This is a genomic window from Streptomyces sp. NBC_01451 (assembly GCF_036227485.1).
GTDB lineage: Bacteria > Actinomycetota > Actinomycetes > Streptomycetales > Streptomycetaceae > Streptomyces.
Window position 1 is genome coordinate 8,902,487 of the sequence record NZ_CP109479.1, and the last position, 19,729, is coordinate 8,922,215.

Sequence of the window (19,729 nt, forward strand, 5' to 3'; positions counted from 1 at the left end):
GAAGTAGGTGTACTGGCGAGTAATATTTCGTTCGGAGCGTGGGTCGCCCCCATCGGGATCTGCCGCTTTGAGGCGCCTATGCTGCCTGCAGGAAGGCAGCCCGGAACAGACGATGCAGTAGGAGAGCCGGCGTGAGCTTGAGGATCGTTGTCACTGTGAAGTACGTGCCCGACGCCACTGGCGACCGGCACTTCGCCGATGACCTGACCGTCGACCGTGACGACGTGGACGGTCTGCTCTCGGAGCTCGACGAGTACGCGGTCGAGCAGGCGCTGCAGATCGCCGACGAGGCCGACGACGCGGAGATCACGGTCCTGACCGTCGGCCCCGAGGACGCCAAGGACGCGCTGCGCAAGGCGCTGTCGATGGGCGCCGACAAGGCGATCCACGTCGAGGACGACGACCTGCACGGCACCGACGCCATCGGTACCTCCCTCGTGCTGGCCAAGGCGATCGAGAAGGCCGGCTTCGACCTGGTCATCTCCGGCATGGCCTCCACCGACGGCACCATGGGTGTCGTACCGGCACTGCTCGCCGAGCGTCTGGGCGTCCCGCAGGTCACCCTGCTCTCCGAGGTCTCCGTCGAGGACGGTGTCGTCAAGGGCCGCCGCGACGGCGACTCCGCCTCCGAGCAGCTGGAGGCATCCCTCCCGGCCGTCGTGTCGGTCACCGACCAGTCCGGTGAGGCGCGTTACCCGTCCTTCAAGGGCATCATGGCCGCCAAGAAGAAGCCGGTGGCTGCCTGGGACCTGTCCGACCTCGGTCTGGAGGCCGAGGAGGTCGGTCTGGAGGGCGCGTACTCCGTGGTCGACTCCGCGACCCAGCGCCCGGCGCGCACGGCCGGCACGATCGTCAAGGACGAGGGCGAGGGCGGCAAGCAGCTCGCCGAGTTCCTCGCGGGCCAGAAGTTCATCTAGGCCCCGTTCGAGGCTCGTCGAGCCCCGTCCCGCAGACCGCCCCTCATCTTCCGCAAGCAGGAGAGTAGAAGTCCCATGGCTGAAGTTCTCGTCTACGTCGATCACGTGGACGGCGCCGTCCGCAAGCCCACCCTGGAGCTGCTGACCCTGGCCCGCCGTATCGGCGAGCCCGTCGCCGTCGCCCTGGGCAACGGCGCCGCCGCCACCGCCGGCGCGCTCGCCGAGCACGGCGCCGTCAAGGTCCTCACCCACGAGGCCGCCGAGTACGCCGACTACCTGGTCGTCCCGAAGGTCGACGCCCTCCAGTCCGCGTACACCGCAGTCTCCCCGGCCGCCGTGCTGGTCCCCTCCTCCGCCGAGGGCAAGGAGATCGCCGCCCGCCTCGCGCTGCGCATCGGCTCCGGCATCATCACCGACGCCACCGACCTGGAGGCCGGCGACGAGGGTCCGGTGGCCACGCAGTCCGCGTTCGCCGCGTCCTTCACCACCAAGACCCGCGTCGCCAAGGGCACCCCGGTCATCACGGTCAAGCCCAACTCCGCCCCCGTGGAGCCCGCCCCGGCCGCCGGTGCCGTCGAGGCCCTCGACGTCACCTTCTCCGCCCAGGCCACGGGCACCAAGGTCACCGCGCGCACCCCGCGCGAGTCGACCGGCCGCCCGGAGCTGACCGAGGCCGCGATCGTCGTCTCCGGCGGCCGTGGCGTCAACGGCGCCGAGAACTTCCCGATCATCGAGGCGCTCGCAGACTCCCTCGGCGCGGCCGTCGGCGCCTCGCGCGCCGCGGTGGACGCCGGCTGGTACCCGCACACCAACCAGGTCGGCCAGACCGGCAAGTCCGTCTCGCCGCAGCTCTACATCGCCAACGGCATCTCCGGCGCCATCCAGCACCGCGCCGGTATGCAGACCTCGAAGACGATCGTGGCGGTCAACAAGGACGCCGAGGCCCCGATCTTCGACCTCGTCGACTACGGCGTCGTCGGCGACCTCTTCGACGTCGTCCCGCAGCTCACCGAGGAGATCAACTCCCGCAAGGGCTGATCCCGTCGGCACGACGAAGCTGTCCGGGGCCCCGGTGACCGTGTGCGGTCACCGGGGCCCCGGCCTGTCGTATGCGCGCCTCACGCGAGGCTCAGTGACGCCTGTACGGGGAGATGGTCGCTCGGGTACATTCCGTCGACGGAGAAGGCGTTGATCGCCGCCCAGTGCGTGGTCACCCCGGGTGAGGTCAGGATCCAGTCGATGCGCCGGCCACCGGGTTTGGGTGCACGGTAGGCGGGAAACGTGCCGTACAGCGGGCTGCGGGCGGCAGCGGCGTCCCAGGTGTCCACGAGCCCGTTGGCCAGCATCAGGTCGTACACCCGGTTTTCGTGGGCGGCCGAGTTGAAGTCGCCGGTGACGATCACCGGCGCCGACGGGTCCCACCCGGCGATCGTCTTGCCGATGAGCGCGGCGGAGCGCTCCCGTGCGTACTGGCTGACGTTGTCCAGATGGGTGTTGAGGACGTAGAACTCCCGCCCCCCGTCGGCGAGGTCGGCGAATTTCACCCAGGTCACCATGCGGAGCCAGTCCGCATTCCAGGTGTTGGAAGCGATCGTGTACGGAGTGTCGGACAGCCAGAAGTGATCGAACTCGATCGGTTCGAGTCTTCGGGTGTCGTAGAAGACCGCCATGAACTCGTCCTTGCTGCCACCGCCCCGGCCGGTGCCGATCCAGTCGTAGTGCTCGCCGAGGTCCTTCTCGATCATGCGCACCTGCTGATAGAGCCCCTCCTGGGTGCCGATGATGTGGGGGCGCTCGCGGCGCAACAACTCCCGCATCACCGGGCGCCGCACGGACCAGCGCGGTGTCTTGTCGACGACGGTCGCGAAGCGCACGTTGAACGTCATGACGTTCAGGGCGCCCGCGTGCTCGCCGGCGACCGCCGGTTTCGACGAACCCGCCGTGGTCAGCAGCGGCACGGCGATGGCGACGGCCGCCGCGGACCTGAGTCCTTGGCGACGCGTCACTCCGACCTCTTTCGGCACGCGATCCCCTCCCCTTCGGAGTCAGAATGAACCTTGCCCACTGAATACGGAAGAAGACGCCGGTTCGGCAGTGACCAGGGAGGAAGGATCGGGAATCCCGCTCCGAGACGGTGTTGACCGGGGTGAAGATCGACGGCTAGCTTCGTCATGCGGATTACTGATTCCGTAGTACGGAAAACGGAGGGTTCGGAATGGTGCAGGGCCGGCAGGAGAACGTGACGACGAGCCTCGCGGGGACCGTCAGCGAGGAGATCAGCGCCTCCCTCGCCCCGGTCGACGCGGAGCTGGAGCGCCGCTACCCCGGAGACCCTGGCACCCGCCAGCCCGTCCACACCGTGTACGTCCCCGGGGACGCGTTCGCCGCCGACACCATCCGTTCCTGGGGCGACCAGGCCCTCGCCGCACTCGACGAACACGCCCCGGACGCCGCCTCCTTCGCCGCCGTCCTCGGTCTCTCCGACGACCTCGCCGAATCCGTCCATGACCGCGTCCGCGCCAAACTGGAGCGCGAGCCGATCGAGGACCTCCGCGTCGACTTCGAGGACGGCTACGGCCCGCGCCCGGACGCCGAGGAGGACGAGACGGCGGCCCGCGCGGCCCGTCTGATCGCCGGGGCGTACGAGAAGGGCACGGCGGCCCCGTACATGGGCATCCGGATGAAGTGCATGGAGGCGCCGGTGCGCGACCGGGGCATCCGCACCCTCGACATCTTCCTGAGCGGCCTGATGGAGGCCGGCGGACTGCCCGAGGGGCTGGTCCTCACCCTGCCCAAGGTGACGTACGCGGAGCAGGTCACCGCCATGGTGAGGCTGCTGGAGGAGTTCGAGAAGGCGCGCGGCCTCACGCCCGGCCGGATCGGCTTCGAGATCCAGATCGAGACCAGCCAGTCCATCCTCGCCACCGACGGCACCGCCACGGTCGCCCGGATGATCCAGGCCGCCGAGGGCCGCGCCACCGGCCTCCACTACGGCACCTTCGACTACAGCGCCTGCCTCGGCGTCTCCGCAGCCCACCAGGCCAGTGACCACCCGGCCGCCGACCACGCCAAGGCGATCATGCAGGTCGCGGCGGCGGGTACCGGAGTGCGCGTCTCGGACGGCTCCACCAACGTCCTGCCGGTCGGCCCGACCGACCAGGTCCACGCGGCCTGGCGCCTGCACTACGGCCTCACCCGCCGCGCCCTGGCCCGCGCCTACTACCAGGGCTGGGACATGCACCCCCGGCACATCCCGACCCGGTACGCGGCCGTCTTCGCCTTCTACCGCGAGGGTTACGCGCAGGCCGCGGCCCGCCTGTCCCGCTACGCCAACCGCACCGGCGGCGACGTCATGGACGAGCCCGCCACCGCCAAGGCCCTCAGCGGCTATCTGCTGCGCGGCCTGGACTGCGGCGCCCTCGACGTCACGGAGGTGACCCGGGCGACGGACGGCCTCACCCGGGGCGACCTGGACGGCTTCGCGAGGCCACGCCGAGCCGACCTCACGGCATCGCCCAGGTAGCGCCCTCGTCACAACAGCGGCCACGGTCTCCCGGTGCCACACCCGCCACGTAATCTGTACGGACGTACGAGTGGCGCACACGAACGGGGCAGCGGTGTCTTCGGGGGAACACGGGCAGTCGGCCGGGCAGCCGGAGGAGCAGTCGACGGAGCGGGCGGTGGAGGGAACGACGGACGGGACGGCCGGGAGCGGCCGTCTGCTGGCGGGCCGCTACCGGGTCGTGGGCCGGCTCGGACGCGGCGGCATGGGCATCGTCTGGCGTGCAGTCGACGAGGTCCTCGGCCGCGAGGTCGCGGTCAAGGAACTGCGCACCTTCACGGACGCCGCCGCGCCCGAACTGGCCGCCCTGCGGCTGCGGATGCAGCGCGAGGCCCGCGCGGCGGCCCGGATACGCCACCCCGGAGTGGTCGCCGTGCACGATGTCACGGAGGTCGACGGCCGGCCCCTGATCGTCATGGAGCTGGTCAACGGCCGCTCGCTGGACGACGTCCTGAGTGAGCGCGGCACCCTGGACCCGCACGAGGCCGCCGGGATCGGCGCCCAGGTGATGGACGCGCTGGCCGCCGCCCACCGGGTCGGCGTCCTGCACCGGGACGTGAAGCCGGGCAACATCCTCCTGGAGGCCTCGGGCCGGGTCGTCCTGACGGACTTCGGCATCGCCACGATGGAGGACCCGGGCGACGGCTCGGCCACGCACCTCACCCGCAGCGGCGAGCTCGTCGGCTCCCTCGACTACTTGGCCCCCGAGCGGGCCCAGGGCAAAGAATTCGGCCCCGCCTCCGACATCTGGGCCCTGGGCGCCACGCTGTACGCGGCGGTCGAGGGCACCTCGCCCTTCCGCCGTACGTCGACCTGGTCCACGCTCACCGCGATCGTGGCCGAACCTCTCCCTGACCCCCGCCAGGCGGGCGCCCTGGCCCCGGTCCTGCGGCAGCTGATGGCCAAGGGGCCGGAGGAACGCCCGGACGCGGAAACGGCCCGCGGCCTGCTGGCGGCGGTGGCGTCGGCCACGAGCGGCGCGACGGACACACCCACCACGGGCCTGCGGTCGTACGGGCCGGTCGCGGCCGGAGCGTCCGAGGCCCCCGGAGTAGCTGAGGCACCTGAGGCAGGTGCGGACGGCGAGGCGGACAAGGCAGCCGCGTCCGGTGCGCCGTCGGAGCCTCCGGGGTCCGGCCCCGCCGAGCGGACGTCGCCCGCCCCCGGAGCCGCGCAGCCGCAGCAGGTGCCGCCCGGGTTCGGCCCGCCCGAGCCGATGACATCCGGTACGCCGGGGTTCGGACCCGCCGGGTACCCGGCCGCCCCGGGCGCACCGGACCCCGGCCACCTCGCGGCCCCGACCACCTTCTCCGATCCGGCTCCCGCGTCCGCCCGGCCCCGCCGCCGGGGACGCGCGTTGCTCGCCGCCGTGGCCGTCACCGTGGTCCTGGCCGCCGCCGGAGTCACCGTGGCACTGGTCGGCGGCGAGGACGACAGCGAGGCGAGCACCCGGCCGGTGGCGTCGGAGGACAGCCCTGCCGCGCCCTCCACGGGCAGCGGCCGGGCGGACCTGGACCTCTCCGATCCCACGCCCACCGGAAAGGGCACCGGGAAGTCCCCGTCCCCGAGCGCGCCCGGCAACGCAAGTGCCGCCGAGCCCGGGGGCGACACGGCCACCCCGGCCGCGTCGGCGACCTCGGGAAGCGGCACGACGGGCGGCGGCACCTCGGGCGACGCCGGAACCGGCACCACCGGAGGCTCGGGCACCACCGGAGGCGACGGGACGACCGGCGGAACAGGCACCACCGGCGGGAGCACCACGACCGGCGGCGCGACCTCCACCCCCGACCCCGCGTGCGTGTCGAGAGGCGACGGCAAGTACGACTGCTCCGTCTGGCGCACCGCCAAGTCCTACACCGCGTCCGGCACCGAGGTCGGTGTCCTCAACGCGGGCACCAACTACTTCTACTGCCAACAGAACCTGGGCCGGCGCGAGACCTACGGCGAGTGGACGAACGTCTGGTGGGCGAAGACCGACGACGACAGCGGCAACGCCGGTGTCTACGTCAGCGACGTCTACCTCAAGGGCGGCGACAACGACGCCCCGGTGCCGGGACTCCCGGTCTGCTGAGCCCGTACGTAAGGCTCCAGACCGGACGCGGTCACCAGCCCCTCCGCCGCGAACAGCCGGGTTCCCCGGTCGCACCGGTCCCGGTCGAAGCGGGCCCGGGCGCAGAACTCCTCGGGCGTACCGCCGAACAGGTCCCGCAACCCCGTTGATTCGCCGAGGAGTTCGGTGAGCAGTCGGCGTTCTCCCGGATGCCGGCGCGGAGTTCCCGAACCGTCGTGCAGCACCCCGCGCCGGTTGACATAGGCGTACACACCGGAGAGCCGTTCGCCGGACTCCAACTCGACGCCCACCGCGGGGGAGGGCAGCCACGCGCGGTCGTACGGGCCGGTCGGCACCGGCACTCCCTCGCTGGCGTCGATCACGGCCAACTGGTCGGCGTCGAGCCAGGTGACGAACAACTCCCTTACGTTCCCCGGGGCGTTGAAGGGCGACGCGGACACATACCCCAGTCGGCTCACATGGGCCGAGACACCGACCTCGATCCCGGTGACCAGCGCCCGGGTCATCGGGAGCGGCTCGCGGACGCCGAACTCCGCCATCTTGTGCCGGAGTTGACCGGGACAGGCGTTGGAGCCGACGGCGAGGACGGGCACGCGGTCGGGGAAGAGGCGGGGGAAGCCGGGCGGTGGGCCGGCGGGGAGGGGGAGGAACAGGTCGCCGTCCAGGATCCCGGACTCGCTCGGCCACACGCCCGGATAGCCGAGCGGGTGCTCGCGCGGGGCCTCGGCGAGGCCGAGGGACTCAAGTGTGGGCATCCCCGGCTCAGTCCGCCGGCGGCAGTTCTCCCGAACCCCGGGTGATCAGACGGGTCGGGAGTTCGATGCGCTCCGGGGTGAGCAGGGTGCCGTCCAGCTGGCGGAAGAGGCGTTCGGCGGCCGTGCGGCCGAGCTGAGCCGCGTCCTGGGCGACCACGGTGACACCCGGCCGGAGCAGGTCGGCCAGTTCGAAGTCGTCGAAGCCCACGAGGGCGACCGGACGGCGCTGCTCGTTGAGGACCCGGACGACGGTCACCGTCACCCGGTTGTTGCCCGCGAAGACCGCCGTGACCGGAGACGGCGCGGTGAGCATCTCCTCGGCCGCGCGGCGCACCCGCTCCGGGTCGGTGACGCCGAGCGACATCCACGAGTCCTCGACCGGTATGCCCGCGTCCTCCATCGCGGCACGGTAGCCGCGAAGCCGCTCGGCGGAGGTGTGGATGCGGGGCATGTCGCCGATGAAGCCGATCCGGCGGTGGCCGTGCGCGATCAGATGGGCCACCCCGTCACGGGCACCGCCGAAACTGTCCGACAGGACGACGTCGGCGTCGATCCGGCCGGCCGGCCGGTCCACGAACACCGTGGCGACACCCGCCTTCAGCTCCGGCTCCAGGTACCGGTGGTCGTCACCGGCCGGAATGATCACCAGTCCGTCCACGCGCCGCGCGCACAGTGCCAGCACCAACTCCTGCTCGCGGTCCGGGTCCTCGGCGCTCGACCCGTTGATCAGCAGGGCGCCGTGCGCCCGGGCGATCTCCTCGACCGCCCGGCTCAGGGGGCCGTAGAACGGGTCGGCGAGGTCCTCCAGGACGAGGCCGATGCTCGCCGTACTGCCCTTGCGCAGCACCCGCGCGCTGTCGTTGCGGCGGAACCCCAGCGCGTCGATGGCCTCCTGGACGCGGCGCTCGGTCTCCGGGGTGACCCCCGGTTCGGCGTTGACGACTCGCGAGACCGTCTTCAGACCGACCCCGGCGCGCGCGGCCACGTCCTTCATGGTCGGACGGTTGCCGTAGCGGTTCTCCGGGCGGCGGGCGGTGTCGGCCACGATGCGCAGTCCTGTCCTGTCGTCCACGGGATGACGGCGGTGCACGGCGATCCGTCGCGATGCTTCGGATCATGTGGCGTACGGGGGATGCGTCGTCCCAGGTTGTGTATGAGGATGTGGCGTCGAGCATAGAGCCTGGACAACGTTGTCAGATGCAGGGGACACTGTCCACCACCAACTCCGGCCTGCGCCCCCACCATCAGACCGGCCTGCCCGCTTTTGCCATGGTTGACAGGGAGATCTGACACTGATGCACACCGACCTCGTGGCCTCGCTCGACATCGGCGGTACCAAGATCGCCGGAGCGCTGGTGGACGGCCACGGCCGGATCCTGCTGCGCGCGCAGCGTCCGACGCCCGCGCTGGAGGCCGGCGAGACCGTGATGCGGGCCGTCGAGGAGGTCGTCGCCGAGCTGACCGGATCGCCGCTGTGGGTCCGCGCGACGGCCGTCGGAATCGGCAGCGCGGGCCCGGTGGACGCCTCCGCGGGCACGGTGAGCCCGGTGAACGTACCCGGCTGGCGCGGCTTTCCGCTCGTCGAGCGCGTCCGGGCGGTGACCGGTGGCCTGCCCGTCGAACTGATCGGCGACGGCGTGGCGATCACGGCTGCCGAACACTGGCAGGGCGCCGCCCGCGGCCACGACAACGCGCTCTGCATGGTCGTCTCGACCGGCGTCGGCGGCGGCCTGGTCCTCAACGGACGGCTGCACCCCGGACCCACCGGCAACGCCGGCCACATCGGCCACATCAGCGTCGAACTCGACGGTGAACCCTGCGCCTGCGGCTCCCGCGGCTGTGTGGAGCGCATCGCCAGCGGCCCCAACATCGCGCGCCGCGCACTGGCGAACGGCTGGCGGCCGGGCCCCGACGGCGACACCTCGGCCGCCGCCGTGGCCGAGGCGGCCCGGACCGGCGACCCGGTCGCCGTGGCCTCCTTCGAACGGGCGGCCCAGGCGCTCGCGGCGGGCATCGCCGCCACCGCGACCCTCGTGGAGATCGACGTCGCCGTGATCGGCGGCGGCGTGGGGAAGGCCGGCGACGTCCTGTTCACGCCCCTGCGCGCGGCCCTGAAGACCTACGCGACGCTCTCGTTCGTCCAGCGCCTGGAGATCGTACCGGCGCAGATGGGCACGGACGCGGGCCTGGTCGGCGCGGCAGCGGCGGCCCTGACGCGCAGGGCGGACGACACGGCCGAGGCGAGCGTCTGAGAGCCACGGGCCGGTCGGCCGGTCGGGGCGGCCACCGGTGAAGCGACGCGGACGACGGGATCTCCTGGCGGCAGCCGCGGTGTCGGTACCCGGCCGCGCCAGGAGATCCCGTCATGCCCTGCGACGTCAGGCCGGCAGGGCGCCGAGCTGGCGCAGTTGTGCGAGGACGTCGACGACTCCGCGGATCTCGGCGATCCGCCCGTCGGCGAACCGGCAGATGAAGATCTCGCTGTAGGCGACGGTCCGTCCGGTGGGCGGCAGGCCCTGGTACTCGCCCCGGTGGGTTCCGCTCACCGTGTTCCTGGAGACGACCTTGTCGCCCTCCGCGACGGTCTCCTCGACGGTGACGTGGATGTCGGGGAACGCGCGCAGCAGCACCTCCCACACCCGTTTCAGGGCCTCCGCTCCCGTCGCGCCCATCGGTACCGGCGCGTGGAAGAGCACGTCCGGTGCGACGAGCTCGTCGATGGCCTTCGAGACGATGCCCGGGTCGCCGGTGTTCACGGCGGAGTGCAGGCGGTTGAGCGTCTCCGTGTTGCTGGTGGTCCGGGCTGTCGGCATGCCGTTTCTCCTCTGGTCCGTGGACTGTGCCTCAGCCAGTAGGACGGCGCAGCCGCCGGGAATGTGACGCGATGCGCGAACGCCGTGACCCCGGGCCCGGTTCGGCAGTTGAACCGGGCATGAAGAAGCGCAGCATGCTCGCCATCGCCTCCCTCGCCACCGGATTCGTCGTCGCGGCGATCACCCCCTCCCACGGTCTGGGGGCCGACGCCCTCGGTGATCTGAGCGTGGACGACACCCTCAGCACCCTCGACCACACCGTCGCCAGCGACAGCCTGGCCGTGGACGAGAACGCGCTGGGAGGCGACAGCACCACCGGCTGACGAGCCCAGAAGTGGTCGAAGTGGCGCCGGTGCACCCGTGTGACGGGGCACCGGCGCCACTGTGTCGTCGGCCTCAACTGGATCTGGTTTCCGTGGCAGGGTGGAACGGGCAAGCCTCAGGGGTCCAACAGAAGAGGGGGAAATGTGATCGTCGTCTGGGTCAACGGCGCGTTCGGTGCGGGGAAGACCACCACCGCACGGGAACTGAACGATCTGATCCCGAACAGCACGCTCTTCGACCCCGAGGTCATCGGCGGCGCACTCGCGCACCTGCTGCCGCCCAAACGCCTCGCCGAGGTCGGCGACTTCCAGGACCTGCCGATCTGGCGGCGGCTCGTCGTGGACACCGCGGCCGCCATGCTCGCCGAGCTCGGCGGGACCCTGGTGGTGCCCATGACGCTCCTCCGCCAGGAGTACCGCGACGAGATCTTCGGCGGTCTCGCCGCCCGCCGGATCGCGGTCCACCATGTGCTCCTCGCCCCGGCGGAAACGATCCTGCGCGAGCGAATAGCCACCCGGGAGATCCCACCGGACCTCCCGGACGGAGAGATACGCGTACGGCAGTGGTCGTACGACCAGATCGAGCCGTACCGGACGGCGCTCGCCTCCTGGCTCACCGCCGACGCCCACCCGGTCGACACCAGCGCCCTCACCCCGTACGAGACGGCCGTACGGATCGCCGAAGCCGTCGGCACCGGGACGGTGCCCGTGTGCGACATCGTGCAGACCCCGGAACCCACCGGCGAGACGGTGGCCTCCGGGGTCCTGCTCTTCGACGAACAGGACCGGGTCCTGCTCGTCGACCCGACCTACAAGGCCGGCTGGGAGTTTCCCGGCGGGGTCGTCGAGCGGGGCGAGGCACCCGCGCGCGCGGGCATCCGCGAGGTCGCCGAGGAGACGGGCATCCACCTCACCGGCGTACCTCGGCTCCTCGTCATCGACTGGGAACCGCCCGCGCCGCCCGGCTACGGCGGACTGCGCCTGCTCTTCGACGGCGGGCGGCTCGACAGCGCCGAGGCCGGGCGGCTGCTGCTGCCCGGCCCCGAACTGCGCGGCTGGCGCTTCGTCACCGAGGAGGAGGCCGCCGACCTGCTCCCGCCCGTCCGCTACGAGCGTCTGCGCGGAGCGCTGCGGGCACGCGAGCGGGGCGCCGCCCTCTACCTGGAGGCGGGGGTGGCGGTGGGACAGGCCGAGGTGGAGTAGCGGGCAGGGTCTCCCGGCGGGCTCAGGACGCTGCGTAGTTCCGGAGGAACAGGGCCTCTGCCACCGACAGGCGCTCCAGTTCCTCCGGGGACACGCTCTCGTTCACGGCGTGGATCTGGGCCTCCGGCTCGCTCAGACCGATCAGCAGGATCTCGGCCCGCGGGTAGAGCGACGCGAGCGTGTTGCAGAGGGGGATCGAGCCGCCCTGGCCCGCGTACTGCATCTCCTGGCCCGGATACGCGACCGCCATGGCCTCGGCCATCGCCGCGTACGCCGGGCTGGCGGTGTCGGCGCGGAACGGCTGGCCCTCGCCGATCTGCTCCGTGCTCACCCGCGCGCCCCACGGCGTGTGCGCCGTCAGGTGTGCCTCCAGGAGCTTGGTCGCCGCCGCCGCGTCCACGCCCGGCGGCACCCGAAGGCTGACCAGCGCGCGGGCGCTCGCCTGCACGGACGGGGTGGCGCCGACCACCGGCGGGCAGTCGATGCCCAGGACGGTGACGGCCGGGCGCGCCCAGATCCGGTCGGCGACCGTGCCGGAGCCGATCAGCTCCACCCCGTCGAGCACCTTGGCGTCCGTGCGGAACTGCTCCTCGTCGTAGCGGAGCCCGTCCCACGACGCCTCGTCCGTGAGCCCGTCGACCGTCGTCGAACCGTCCTCGGCCCGCAGCGAGTCGAGTACGCGGATCAGCGCGCCCAGCGCGTCCGGCGCGGCCCCGCCGAACTGGCCCGAGTGCAGGTTGCCTTCGAGGGTGTCGACCTTGACCCGCAGCATGGTCATGCCGCGCAGGGTCGAGGTGACCGTCGGCAGACCGGCCCGGAAGTTGCCGGAGTCGCCGATGACGATCGAGTCGGCCGCCAGCAACTCGGGGTGGTCCTCGGCGTACCGCTGCAGACCGCCCGTGCCCATCTCCTCCGAACCCTCGGCGATCACCTTGACGTTGACCGGCACGCCACCGTTCGCCCTGAGGGCGCGCAGCGCGAGCAGATGCATGATGAGGCCGCCCTTGCAGTCGGCGGCGCCGCGCCCGTACCACCGGCCGTCGCGCTCGGTCAGCTCGAACGGCGGGGTCTCCCAGCCGGCCTCGTCGAGCGGCGGCTGCACGTCGTAGTGGGCGTAGAGGAGGACGGTCTTCGCGCCCTCGGGGCCGGGCAGGAAGCCGTACACCGACTGGGTGCCGTCCGGGGTGTCGAGCAGGGCCACGTCCTGGAACCCGTCGGCGCGCAGCGCGTCGGCGACCCAGTTCGCGGCGGCCTCGCTCTCGCTCTTCGGGAACTGTTCGAAGTCCGCCACCGATTTGAACGCCACCAGTTCGGTGAGCTCCGCCCGTGCCCTCGGCATGAGGGAGGCGACGGTCTCGGCGACCGGATTCGAGGACATGGGCACGCTCCTTGTGGGTGCGACGTTGTACGAGAGATGTCCTGTGATCCTCCCACAGCGGACTGTGGCGACGCCCGCCGTAGGATGCGGGGGAACAGGTGCGGCAGGCGGATGGATCAGGAGCAGCAGACCATCGTGAGCAGCGAGAACTCTTCGGCGGACGACGTGGCGCAGCAGGTGTGGGACGTTGTTGTGGTGGGCGCGGGACCCGCGGGGGCTTCGGCCGCGTATGCGGCGGCGGTCGCGGGCCGCAGTGTGCTGTTGCTGGAGAAAGCGGAACTGCCGCGCTACAAGACGTGCGGCGGCGGGATCATCGGCCCCTCCCGGGACTCCCTGCCCCCCGGCTTCGAACTGCCCTTCCAGGACCGGGTGCACGCGGTCACGTTCTCCAACAACGGCCGCTTCACCCGCACCCGCCGCTCCAAGCAGATGCTGTTCGGCCTCATCAACCGGCCGGAGTTCGATCAGCAGCTCGTCGAGCACGCCCAGAAGGCGGGCGCCGAACTGCGTACGGGCGTCACGGTGTCGCGGGTCGAGCAGCACGGCTCGGCGGTGCCGGACCGGCGGACGGTCGCCGTCGTCTTCCAGGGCGGTGAGACGGTCCTCGCCCGCGCCGTCGTGGGAGCGGACGGCAGCGCCAGCCGGATAGGAGCACACGTCGGGGTGAAGCTCGACCAGGTGGATCTCGGCCTGGAGGCGGAGATCCCGGTGCCGGAGACCGTCGCCGAGGACTGGCAGGGGCGGGTGCTCATCGACTGGGGCCCGATGCCCGGCAGTTACGGCTGGGTGTTCCCCAAGGGGGACACACTGACGGTCGGTGTGATCTCCGCGCGCGGTGAGGGCGCGGCCACCAAGCGGTACCTGGAGGACTTCATCGCCCGGCTGGGGCTGGCCGGCTTCGAACCGAGCATCTCCTCCGGGCACCTGACGCGCTGCCGCGCCGACGACTCGCCGCTCTCCCGCGGCCGGGTGCTGGTCTGCGGTGACGCGGCCGGCCTGCTGGAGCCGTGGACCCGTGAGGGCATCTCGTTCGCGCTGCGCTCGGGGCGGCTCGCGGGGGAGTGGGCGGTCCGGATCGCGGAGGCGCACGACGCCGTGGACACGCGTCGTCAGGCCCTGAACTACGCGTTCGCGATCAAGGCGGGGCTCGGCGTGGAGATGGCCGTCGGCCGGAGCATGCTGAAGGCGTTCGAGCGGCGCCCCGGTATGTTCCACGCCGCTCTGACCGGGTTCCGCCCCGCGTGGAACGCCTTCCGGGACATCACGCGCGGCTCCACCTCACTGGGCGAGCTGGTGCGCTCCCACCCCATGGCGGGGCGCGCCCTGACGGCGCTCGACCGGCCCTGAGGGTTCGGACAGGCCCTGGACATTCGCCGGACAGGTCCTGGGCGTTGGGAAGTGTCCGGCGGGGCCTTCACGGTTTGACGGTGATCCGGAAGACGGGGTGCTTCGGCGCGGCGGCGAGCAGTTCCTCGTCGGTGGAGTTGACGTCGACGTCGCCGAAGAAGCGGCCCACTTCCCAGCCCCACTTCTTGAGGTAGGTGCGCAGCACGACCGGCTTCTCCGCGTCGGGCAGCTCGACCGCGGTGAACTCCTGGACCCGGCGGCCGACCTTGAGCCGTCCGCCGCCTGCGGCGCGCATGTTCCGCACCCATTCGGAGTGGCCGCGCGCCGAGACGAGGTACGGGCCGCCCTCGTAGGGCAGCGGGTTGACGGGAACCTGGCGCCACTCGCCGCTCTTGCGGCCGAGCACGGAGAGCTCGGCGGTGCCCATGAGGCTCACGCCGTGGCGGGCGAGCCAGCCGATGAACCCGTTCATGGCTTTGTCGAACGCCTTGGGCTTCATGTAGTGGGTCGACGGTGACGGCATGGTGTCCTCCTGGAAACCGGGCAGGTCCTGGCATCAATGAGTGTGGGGGTGCTGGAGCGCTGTCGTGCTGCTTGCGAGAGCACTGCTCTCGCTTGAGAGCAGTCTGTCGGAGATCGGTGATCCAAAGCAAGAGCACTGCTCTCTTTTTTGTTCGGTGCTCTTGTTTGTGTGCACTGCTCCGAAAACATGGAACACTCGCCCCCATGAGCACCGCACAAGGAGCCCGCGCCCGCGCCAGGATCGAGGTCACCTCGGCGATCAAGGACGAGGCGCGCAGACAGCTCGCGGCGGAAGGCGCCGCCAAGCTCTCGCTGCGGGCCGTCGCCCGCGAGCTCGGGATGGTCTCCTCCGCGCTGTATCGCTACTTCCCCAGCCGCGACGACCTGCTGACCGCTCTCATCATCGACGCCTACGACTCCCTGGGCGAGGCCGCCGAGGCCGCCCACGCGGCCGCCGCGGACACCGGCCCGCAACGGCGCTGGGTCGCGGTGTGCGAAGCGGTGCGCGAGTGGGCGCTGGGCCATCCCCACGAGTACGCGCTCATCTACGGCTCGCCGGTCCCCGGCTACAAGGCGCCCGACACGACCGTGCCGGCCGCTTCCCGGGTGGGCCTGCTGCTGACCGGCATCGTGCGCGACGCCCACCGGAGCGTGGGTGTGGCACGCACCCCGATCCCCGACGAACTGCGCCCCGAGGCCGGGCGGTTGACGGCGGACCTCGCCCCCGACCTGCCGCCGGAGGTGGCGATGGCGCTCGTCGCGGCCTGGGCGCAGGTGTACGGGCTGGTCGGGTTCGAGCTGTTCGGCCAGTTCAACCGCGTGGTGGAGGACCGGGAAACGTTCTTCCGGTACGCCGTCGGCCGGATCGCCCACGGGGTGGGGCTGGTGTTCCCCGAGAAGGAATAGGGAGCAGCGGCGGGAACGGGGAGGGGAGCAGAAGGGAGCGGCCCCGCCCTCGTACTCCCCGGGAAGTACGGGTGGTCACCTCGCCCGGCGGACGCCGTCGCCGGGCAGTGCCGTCTAGCGTGTCGGACATGGACGAGCAGCGTGTGCGCGGACGCGGGGGAGGCCCGCCCCGGTCGCGGGAGCGCGGGCCCTTCCATTGGGAGCGCCAGGACGGGGGAGGCCGGCCCGGAGCGGACCGTCGCATCGGCCGGTGGCTCTGGCGTTCCACCCTCCTGCTGACCGCGTTCGTGCTCGCGGGCTCGCAGTTCGCCGCCGACCAGCAGGCGGGCGAGCATGCCCACCTGGACTTCTTCGCGCGTCTCCTGCTCATCGCCGGCTCCGCACTGCTGTTGTGGCGGCAGCGGCACCCGGTGCTCGTCGTCTTCGGCACGGCCACGGCCGCCATGGTCTATCTCGGCGCCGGCTACCCCTACGGGCCGGTCTTCCTGACCGTGGCCCTGGGCTGCTTCAGCGCTGTCGTCGCCGGGCATCGCAGGGCGGCGTGGACGGCCGTCGGAATGCTCTGGGCCGGGCACGTACTGATCGCGCACTGGCTGTACCGGTGGCTGCCGCCGTCCGGTGACCGGGCCGCCTCCTGGGGGCAGGAGATCGTCGTCGCCGCCTGGGTGGCGGCCGTAGTGACGGTCGCCGAGCTGGTCCGGGTTCGACGGGAACAGTGGGACCGGGAGCGCGCCGAGCGTGCCCAGGCCGCCCGTCGGCGCGCCGACGAGGAGCGGCTGCGGATCGCGCGTGAGCTGCACGACGTACTCGCGCACAGTATTTCGGTCATCAATGTGCAGGCCGGGGTCGGTCTGGCGCTGCTCGACTCCGACCCCGAGCAGGCCCGCAGCGCACTCACCACCATCAAGGCGGCGAGCAAGGAGGCGCTCGGGGAGGTACGGCAGGTCCTCGACGCACTGCGTACGCCGGGGGACGCGCCGCGCGCTCCGGCTCCGGGACTCGACCGGCTGCCCGAGCTGGTGGAGCAGGCGGGGGGCGCGGGGCTGACCGTCGAGGTGCGGGGCGCGGCCCCGAAGCTTTCGCCGGGTACGGACCTGGCCGCCTTCCGGATCGTCCAGGAGGCCCTCACCAATGTCGTACGGCACTCCGGTTCGCGGCACGCGCGGTTGCGGGTCGACGAAGCGGACGGCGCCCTGACGCTGTGCGTCGACGACGACGGGCCCGCGACCGGCGCCGACGCGGGTGGCAGCGGGAACGGGCTGGCCGGAATGCGGGAGCGGGCCGCCGCCCTCGGCGGCACGATCGAGGCGGGACCGCTCGCGGACGGCGGTTTCCGGGTGCTGGCCGTGCTGCCCCTGAGCGTGAAGGAGGACCGGTGATCCGTGTACTGCTCGCCGACGACCAGGCGTTGGTCCGCGCGGGGTTCAGGGCGCTGCTCGACGCGCAGCCCGACATCGAGGTGGCCGGGGAGGCCGCGGACGGCGCGGAGGCGCTGCGCGGTGTACGAGAACTGCGCCCCGATGTAGTCCTGATGGACATCCGGATGCCCGTGCTGGACGGGCTGGCCGCGACCCGCCGGATCACCGGTGACGTGGCGCTGAACGACGTCAGGGTGGTCATGCTGACCACCTTCGAACTCGACGAGTACGTCTTCGAGGCGATCCGCTGCGGTGCCTCCGGTTTTCTGGTGAAGGACACCGAGCCCGACGAACTCCTGCGCGCGGTACGGGCGGTGGTCGGGGGTGACGCGCTTCTCTCCCCCGGGGTCACCCGGCGCCTCATCGGCGAGTTCGCCGCCCGTTCCAAGCAACCGGCCGCCCCCGACGCCCTCGTGACGCTCACCGAACGGGAGCGGGAGGTGATGGCCCTGGTCGGACTGGGCCTGTCCAACGAGGAGATCGCCCGGCGCCTCGTGGTCAGTCCGCTCACCGCGAAGACCCATGTGAGCCGCACGATGGTGAAGCTGGGTGCCCGCGACCGGGCCCAACTGGTCGTGCTGGCCTACGAGTCGGGGTTGGTGCGGCCGGGCTGGCTCGGCTGAGTCCCACCGGTGCCGTCGTTCTCGTGGGCGAAGCGGATCAGTACGCTCACCACGCGCACCGTGAACAGGGCGGCTCCCAGGACCGCTCCCGCGGCGACGAGGACGCCCTGCACGGAGTCCGACAGCTCGAAGGCAAGCGCCGGACCGGCCACCACCCCGAAGACGACGACTGCCAGGAACAGGGCGCTGCACAGGGCGTATCCGATCTCCACGGTGACGGCGTCCCGGCGCGCCTGGGAGTCCCGCGTGCGGCCCTGCCCCATGTGTCCCCCGTGGTTGTCCATCCGCCGAGTCAAACAGGCGGTGCCCGGCCGGGCAAGCCACCCCGGCCGGGCACGGGCACTGGAAAGGCCCTTTCAGTCGTGGGCCGCCACCCGTTCGGTCACGGTCTCCCCCTGCTGCTGCGTGGACTTCGCCACGACGACGGACCGGCCCGGGCGCCGGGTGCGCAGACCGGGGAGCGTGGCGAGCAGGCCGGCGAGGGCGATGCCCGTCACGACGATCAGCCCTGGCCGGTAGGCGTCGAGGACGGCCTGCGGTGAGGGGTTCTCGGGGGTGCCCGCGGTGACCACCGCCGTCACGACGGCCAGGAAGATCGCGCCGCCCACCTGGACCGAGGTGTTCAACAGGCCCGAGACCATGCCCTGTTCGTGGTCGTCGACGCCGTTCGTGGCCTGGATGTTGAGCGAGGGGAAGACCAGCGCGAAGGCTCCGCCGATCAGCACCATGGACGGCAGGATCAGGGTGGCGTAGCTCGGGTCGAGGCTGACGCGCAGGAACAGCGCGTACCCGGTGATCATCAACGCGAAGCCCGCCACGATCAGCCGCTGGGTGCCGAACCGGTCGACGATCGCGCCCATCTTCGTGGCGGACAGCGCGACGATCGCCCCGGCGGGCAGGAAGGCGAGCGCCGTGTGCAGCGCCGACCAGCCGAGCAGGGACTGCATGTAGATGGTCACCAGGAACTGGAATCCGACGTACGAGCCGAAGAGTGTCAGTGCGCCGAGCTGGGCGCGGATCTGGGGGCCGGAGCGCAGCACGCCGAGCCGTATCAGCGGTCCGGGGGAGCGCCGCTCGACGCGGACGAAGACGGTCAGGAGCACGGCCACCGCGAGGAAGGACAACAGGGTGCGGGGTGATGCCCAGCCGACCTCCGGGGCCTGGACGACGGTGAAGACCAGCAGCAGCATCGAGGCGGTGCCGAGGATCGCACCGGGGACGTCGTAGCCGTTGTGGTCCTTCTCGCGTTCGCCGCGCGGCAGCAGCTTCAGGCCGGCGACCAGGGCGAGCACGGCGACCGGCGCCGGCAGCAGCATCGTCAGGCGCCAACTCGCCTCGGTGAGCAGGCCGGAGAGCACCAGGCCCATCGAGAAGCCGGTGGCGGCGCAGGTGGTGTAGATGGACAGGGCCCGGTTGCGCAACGGGCCTTCCGCGAACGTCGTGGTGATGATGGAGAGGCCGGCCGGGGCGGTGAAGGCTGCGCTGAGCCCCTTGACGAACCGGCTGGCGATCAGGAGCGGACCCGAGTCGACGAGCCCGCCGAGCAGCGAGGCGAGCGCGAAGACGCCGAGCGCCACGAGGAACACCTCGCGGCGGCCGAGCAGGTCGGCGGTCCTGCCGCCGAGGAGCAGGAGTCCGCCGTATCCCAGGATGTAGCCGCTGACGATCCATTGCAGTGTCGAGGTGGAGAGGTCGAGTTCGGAGCCGATGGACGGCAGTGCGACACCGACCATCGACACGTCCAGCGCGTCCAGGAACATCGCGGCGCAGAGCACCAGCAGGGTGCCCCACAGTCGGGGAGTCCAGCGTCCGTCGGTCGCCGGGGTGTAGAGCGGAGAGGTCATGACAGAGACAGTACATGCGCATGCATCGAATGCAAGTGCATGTAATG

General features: G+C 71.7%; 19 protein-coding genes. 11 read left to right on the forward strand and 8 right to left on the reverse strand.

Annotated elements, in window-relative coordinates; all coding sequences use genetic code 11:
• The first annotated feature begins 131 nt into the window (after positions 1-131).
• Both OG595_RS39225 and OG595_RS39230 read left to right on the forward strand, forming a co-directional pair.
• A complete protein-coding gene (locus OG595_RS39225; RefSeq protein WP_329280657.1) occupies positions 132-917 on the forward strand; it encodes an electron transfer flavoprotein subunit beta/FixA family protein in 786 nt (261 codons plus the stop codon).
• 75 nt (positions 918-992) lie between these two features.
• The gene (locus OG595_RS39230) at positions 993-1,955 is read left to right on the forward strand and encodes an electron transfer flavoprotein subunit alpha/FixB family protein (RefSeq protein ID WP_329280659.1); all 963 of its coding nucleotides are present in this window, start codon (positions 993-995) and stop codon (positions 1,953-1,955) included.
• An 80-nt stretch (positions 1,956-2,035) separates the two neighbouring features.
• Here OG595_RS39230 and OG595_RS39235 read toward each other — a convergent pair whose 3' ends face one another.
• Positions 2,036-2,941, reverse strand: coding sequence for an endonuclease/exonuclease/phosphatase family protein (locus OG595_RS39235; protein ID WP_329280661.1), 906 nt, complete (start codon positions 2,939-2,941; stop codon positions 2,036-2,038).
• A 191-nt stretch (positions 2,942-3,132) separates the two neighbouring features.
• On the opposite strand from OG595_RS39235, the gene OG595_RS39240 reads away from it, so the two are divergent.
• Together OG595_RS39240 and OG595_RS39245 are read left to right on the forward strand one after the other, a co-directional pair.
• Positions 3,133-4,440 (forward strand): DUF6986 family protein, encoded by a 1,308-nt coding sequence (locus OG595_RS39240; RefSeq protein ID WP_329280663.1) that lies wholly within the window; start codon positions 3,133-3,135, stop codon positions 4,438-4,440.
• 94 nt (positions 4,441-4,534) lie between these two features.
• Positions 4,535-6,550, forward strand: coding sequence for a protein kinase domain-containing protein (locus OG595_RS39245; protein ID WP_443073383.1), 2,016 nt, complete (start codon positions 4,535-4,537; stop codon positions 6,548-6,550).
• Here OG595_RS39245 and OG595_RS39250 read toward each other — a convergent pair.
• Both OG595_RS39250 and OG595_RS39255 read right to left on the reverse strand, forming a co-directional pair.
• A complete protein-coding gene (locus OG595_RS39250; RefSeq protein ID WP_329280665.1) occupies positions 6,496-7,305 on the reverse strand; it encodes a hypothetical protein in 810 nt (269 codons plus the stop codon). The two genes, OG595_RS39245 and OG595_RS39250, sit on opposite strands and share 55 nt — an antisense overlap.
• Before the next feature lie 7 nt (positions 7,306-7,312).
• Complete coding sequence (locus tag OG595_RS39255) at positions 7,313-8,377, reverse strand: LacI family DNA-binding transcriptional regulator (protein ID WP_329280667.1); 1,065 nt, start codon at positions 8,375-8,377, stop codon at positions 7,313-7,315.
• 223 nt (positions 8,378-8,600) lie between these two features.
• Here OG595_RS39255 and OG595_RS39260 point away from each other — a divergent pair, with 223 nt between their 5' ends.
• On the forward strand, positions 8,601-9,557 hold the full coding sequence (locus OG595_RS39260) for an ROK family protein (RefSeq protein WP_329280669.1): 957 nt from the start codon (positions 8,601-8,603) through the stop codon (positions 9,555-9,557).
• Positions 9,558-9,683: 126 nt separating this feature from the next.
• On the opposite strand, the gene OG595_RS39265 is transcribed toward OG595_RS39260, so the two are convergent.
• Positions 9,684-10,118, reverse strand: coding sequence for an ester cyclase (locus OG595_RS39265; protein WP_329280672.1), 435 nt, complete (start codon positions 10,116-10,118; stop codon positions 9,684-9,686).
• A gap of 119 nt (positions 10,119-10,237) precedes the next feature.
• Here OG595_RS39265 and OG595_RS39270 point away from each other — a divergent pair, with 119 nt between their 5' ends.
• Both OG595_RS39270 and OG595_RS39275 read left to right on the forward strand, forming a co-directional pair.
• Positions 10,238-10,441, forward strand: a complete 204-nt coding sequence (locus tag OG595_RS39270) for a hypothetical protein (RefSeq protein ID WP_189148552.1) — start codon at positions 10,238-10,240, stop codon at positions 10,439-10,441.
• Positions 10,442-10,585: 144 nt separating this feature from the next.
• Positions 10,586-11,644 (forward strand): NUDIX hydrolase, encoded by a 1,059-nt coding sequence (locus tag OG595_RS39275; protein ID WP_329280674.1) that lies wholly within the window; start codon positions 10,586-10,588, stop codon positions 11,642-11,644.
• A gap of 22 nt (positions 11,645-11,666) precedes the next feature.
• Here the strand turns inward: OG595_RS39275 and OG595_RS39280 are convergent, their stop codons facing one another.
• Complete coding sequence (locus OG595_RS39280) at positions 11,667-13,022, reverse strand: dipeptidase (RefSeq protein ID WP_329280676.1); 1,356 nt, start codon at positions 13,020-13,022, stop codon at positions 11,667-11,669.
• Positions 13,023-13,157: 135 nt separating this feature from the next.
• Between OG595_RS39280 and OG595_RS39285 the strand changes: the two genes are divergently transcribed.
• Positions 13,158-14,369, forward strand: coding sequence for a geranylgeranyl reductase family protein (locus OG595_RS39285; protein ID WP_329283534.1), 1,212 nt, complete (start codon positions 13,158-13,160; stop codon positions 14,367-14,369).
• A gap of 67 nt (positions 14,370-14,436) precedes the next feature.
• Here OG595_RS39285 and OG595_RS39290 read toward each other — a convergent pair whose 3' ends face one another.
• Positions 14,437-14,892 carry a nitroreductase family deazaflavin-dependent oxidoreductase gene (locus tag OG595_RS39290; RefSeq protein WP_329280677.1) on the reverse strand — a complete coding sequence of 152 codons (456 nt, stop codon included), beginning with the start codon at positions 14,890-14,892 and terminating at the stop codon, positions 14,437-14,439.
• Positions 14,893-15,095: 203 nt separating this feature from the next.
• On the opposite strand from OG595_RS39290, the gene OG595_RS39295 reads away from it, so the two are divergent.
• The 3 genes from OG595_RS39295 to OG595_RS39305 all read left to right on the forward strand — a co-directional run bounded on the left by OG595_RS39295 (position 15,096) and on the right by OG595_RS39305 (position 17,838).
• Positions 15,096-15,797, forward strand: coding sequence for a TetR/AcrR family transcriptional regulator (locus tag OG595_RS39295; RefSeq protein WP_329280679.1), 702 nt, complete (start codon positions 15,096-15,098; stop codon positions 15,795-15,797).
• A 128-nt stretch (positions 15,798-15,925) separates the two neighbouring features.
• Positions 15,926-17,176 carry a sensor histidine kinase gene (locus OG595_RS39300; protein WP_329280681.1) on the forward strand — a complete coding sequence of 417 codons (1,251 nt, stop codon included), beginning with the start codon at positions 15,926-15,928 and terminating at the stop codon, positions 17,174-17,176.
• Positions 17,173-17,838 carry a response regulator transcription factor gene (locus OG595_RS39305; protein WP_329280685.1) on the forward strand — a complete coding sequence of 222 codons (666 nt, stop codon included), beginning with the start codon at positions 17,173-17,175 and terminating at the stop codon, positions 17,836-17,838. Before OG595_RS39300 ends, OG595_RS39305 begins: the two co-directional genes overlap by 4 nt.
• On the opposite strand, the gene OG595_RS39310 is transcribed toward OG595_RS39305, so the two are convergent.
• Both OG595_RS39310 and OG595_RS39315 read right to left on the reverse strand, forming a co-directional pair.
• Positions 17,799-18,122, reverse strand: coding sequence for a DUF6332 family protein (locus tag OG595_RS39310; protein ID WP_329280687.1), 324 nt, complete (start codon positions 18,120-18,122; stop codon positions 17,799-17,801). The two genes, OG595_RS39305 and OG595_RS39310, sit on opposite strands and share 40 nt — an antisense overlap.
• Positions 18,123-18,194: 72 nt before the next feature.
• On the reverse strand, positions 18,195-19,682 hold the full coding sequence (locus tag OG595_RS39315; protein ID WP_329280690.1) for an MFS transporter: 1,488 nt from the start codon (positions 19,680-19,682) through the stop codon (positions 18,195-18,197).
• Positions 19,683-19,729: the final 47 nt, after the last annotated feature.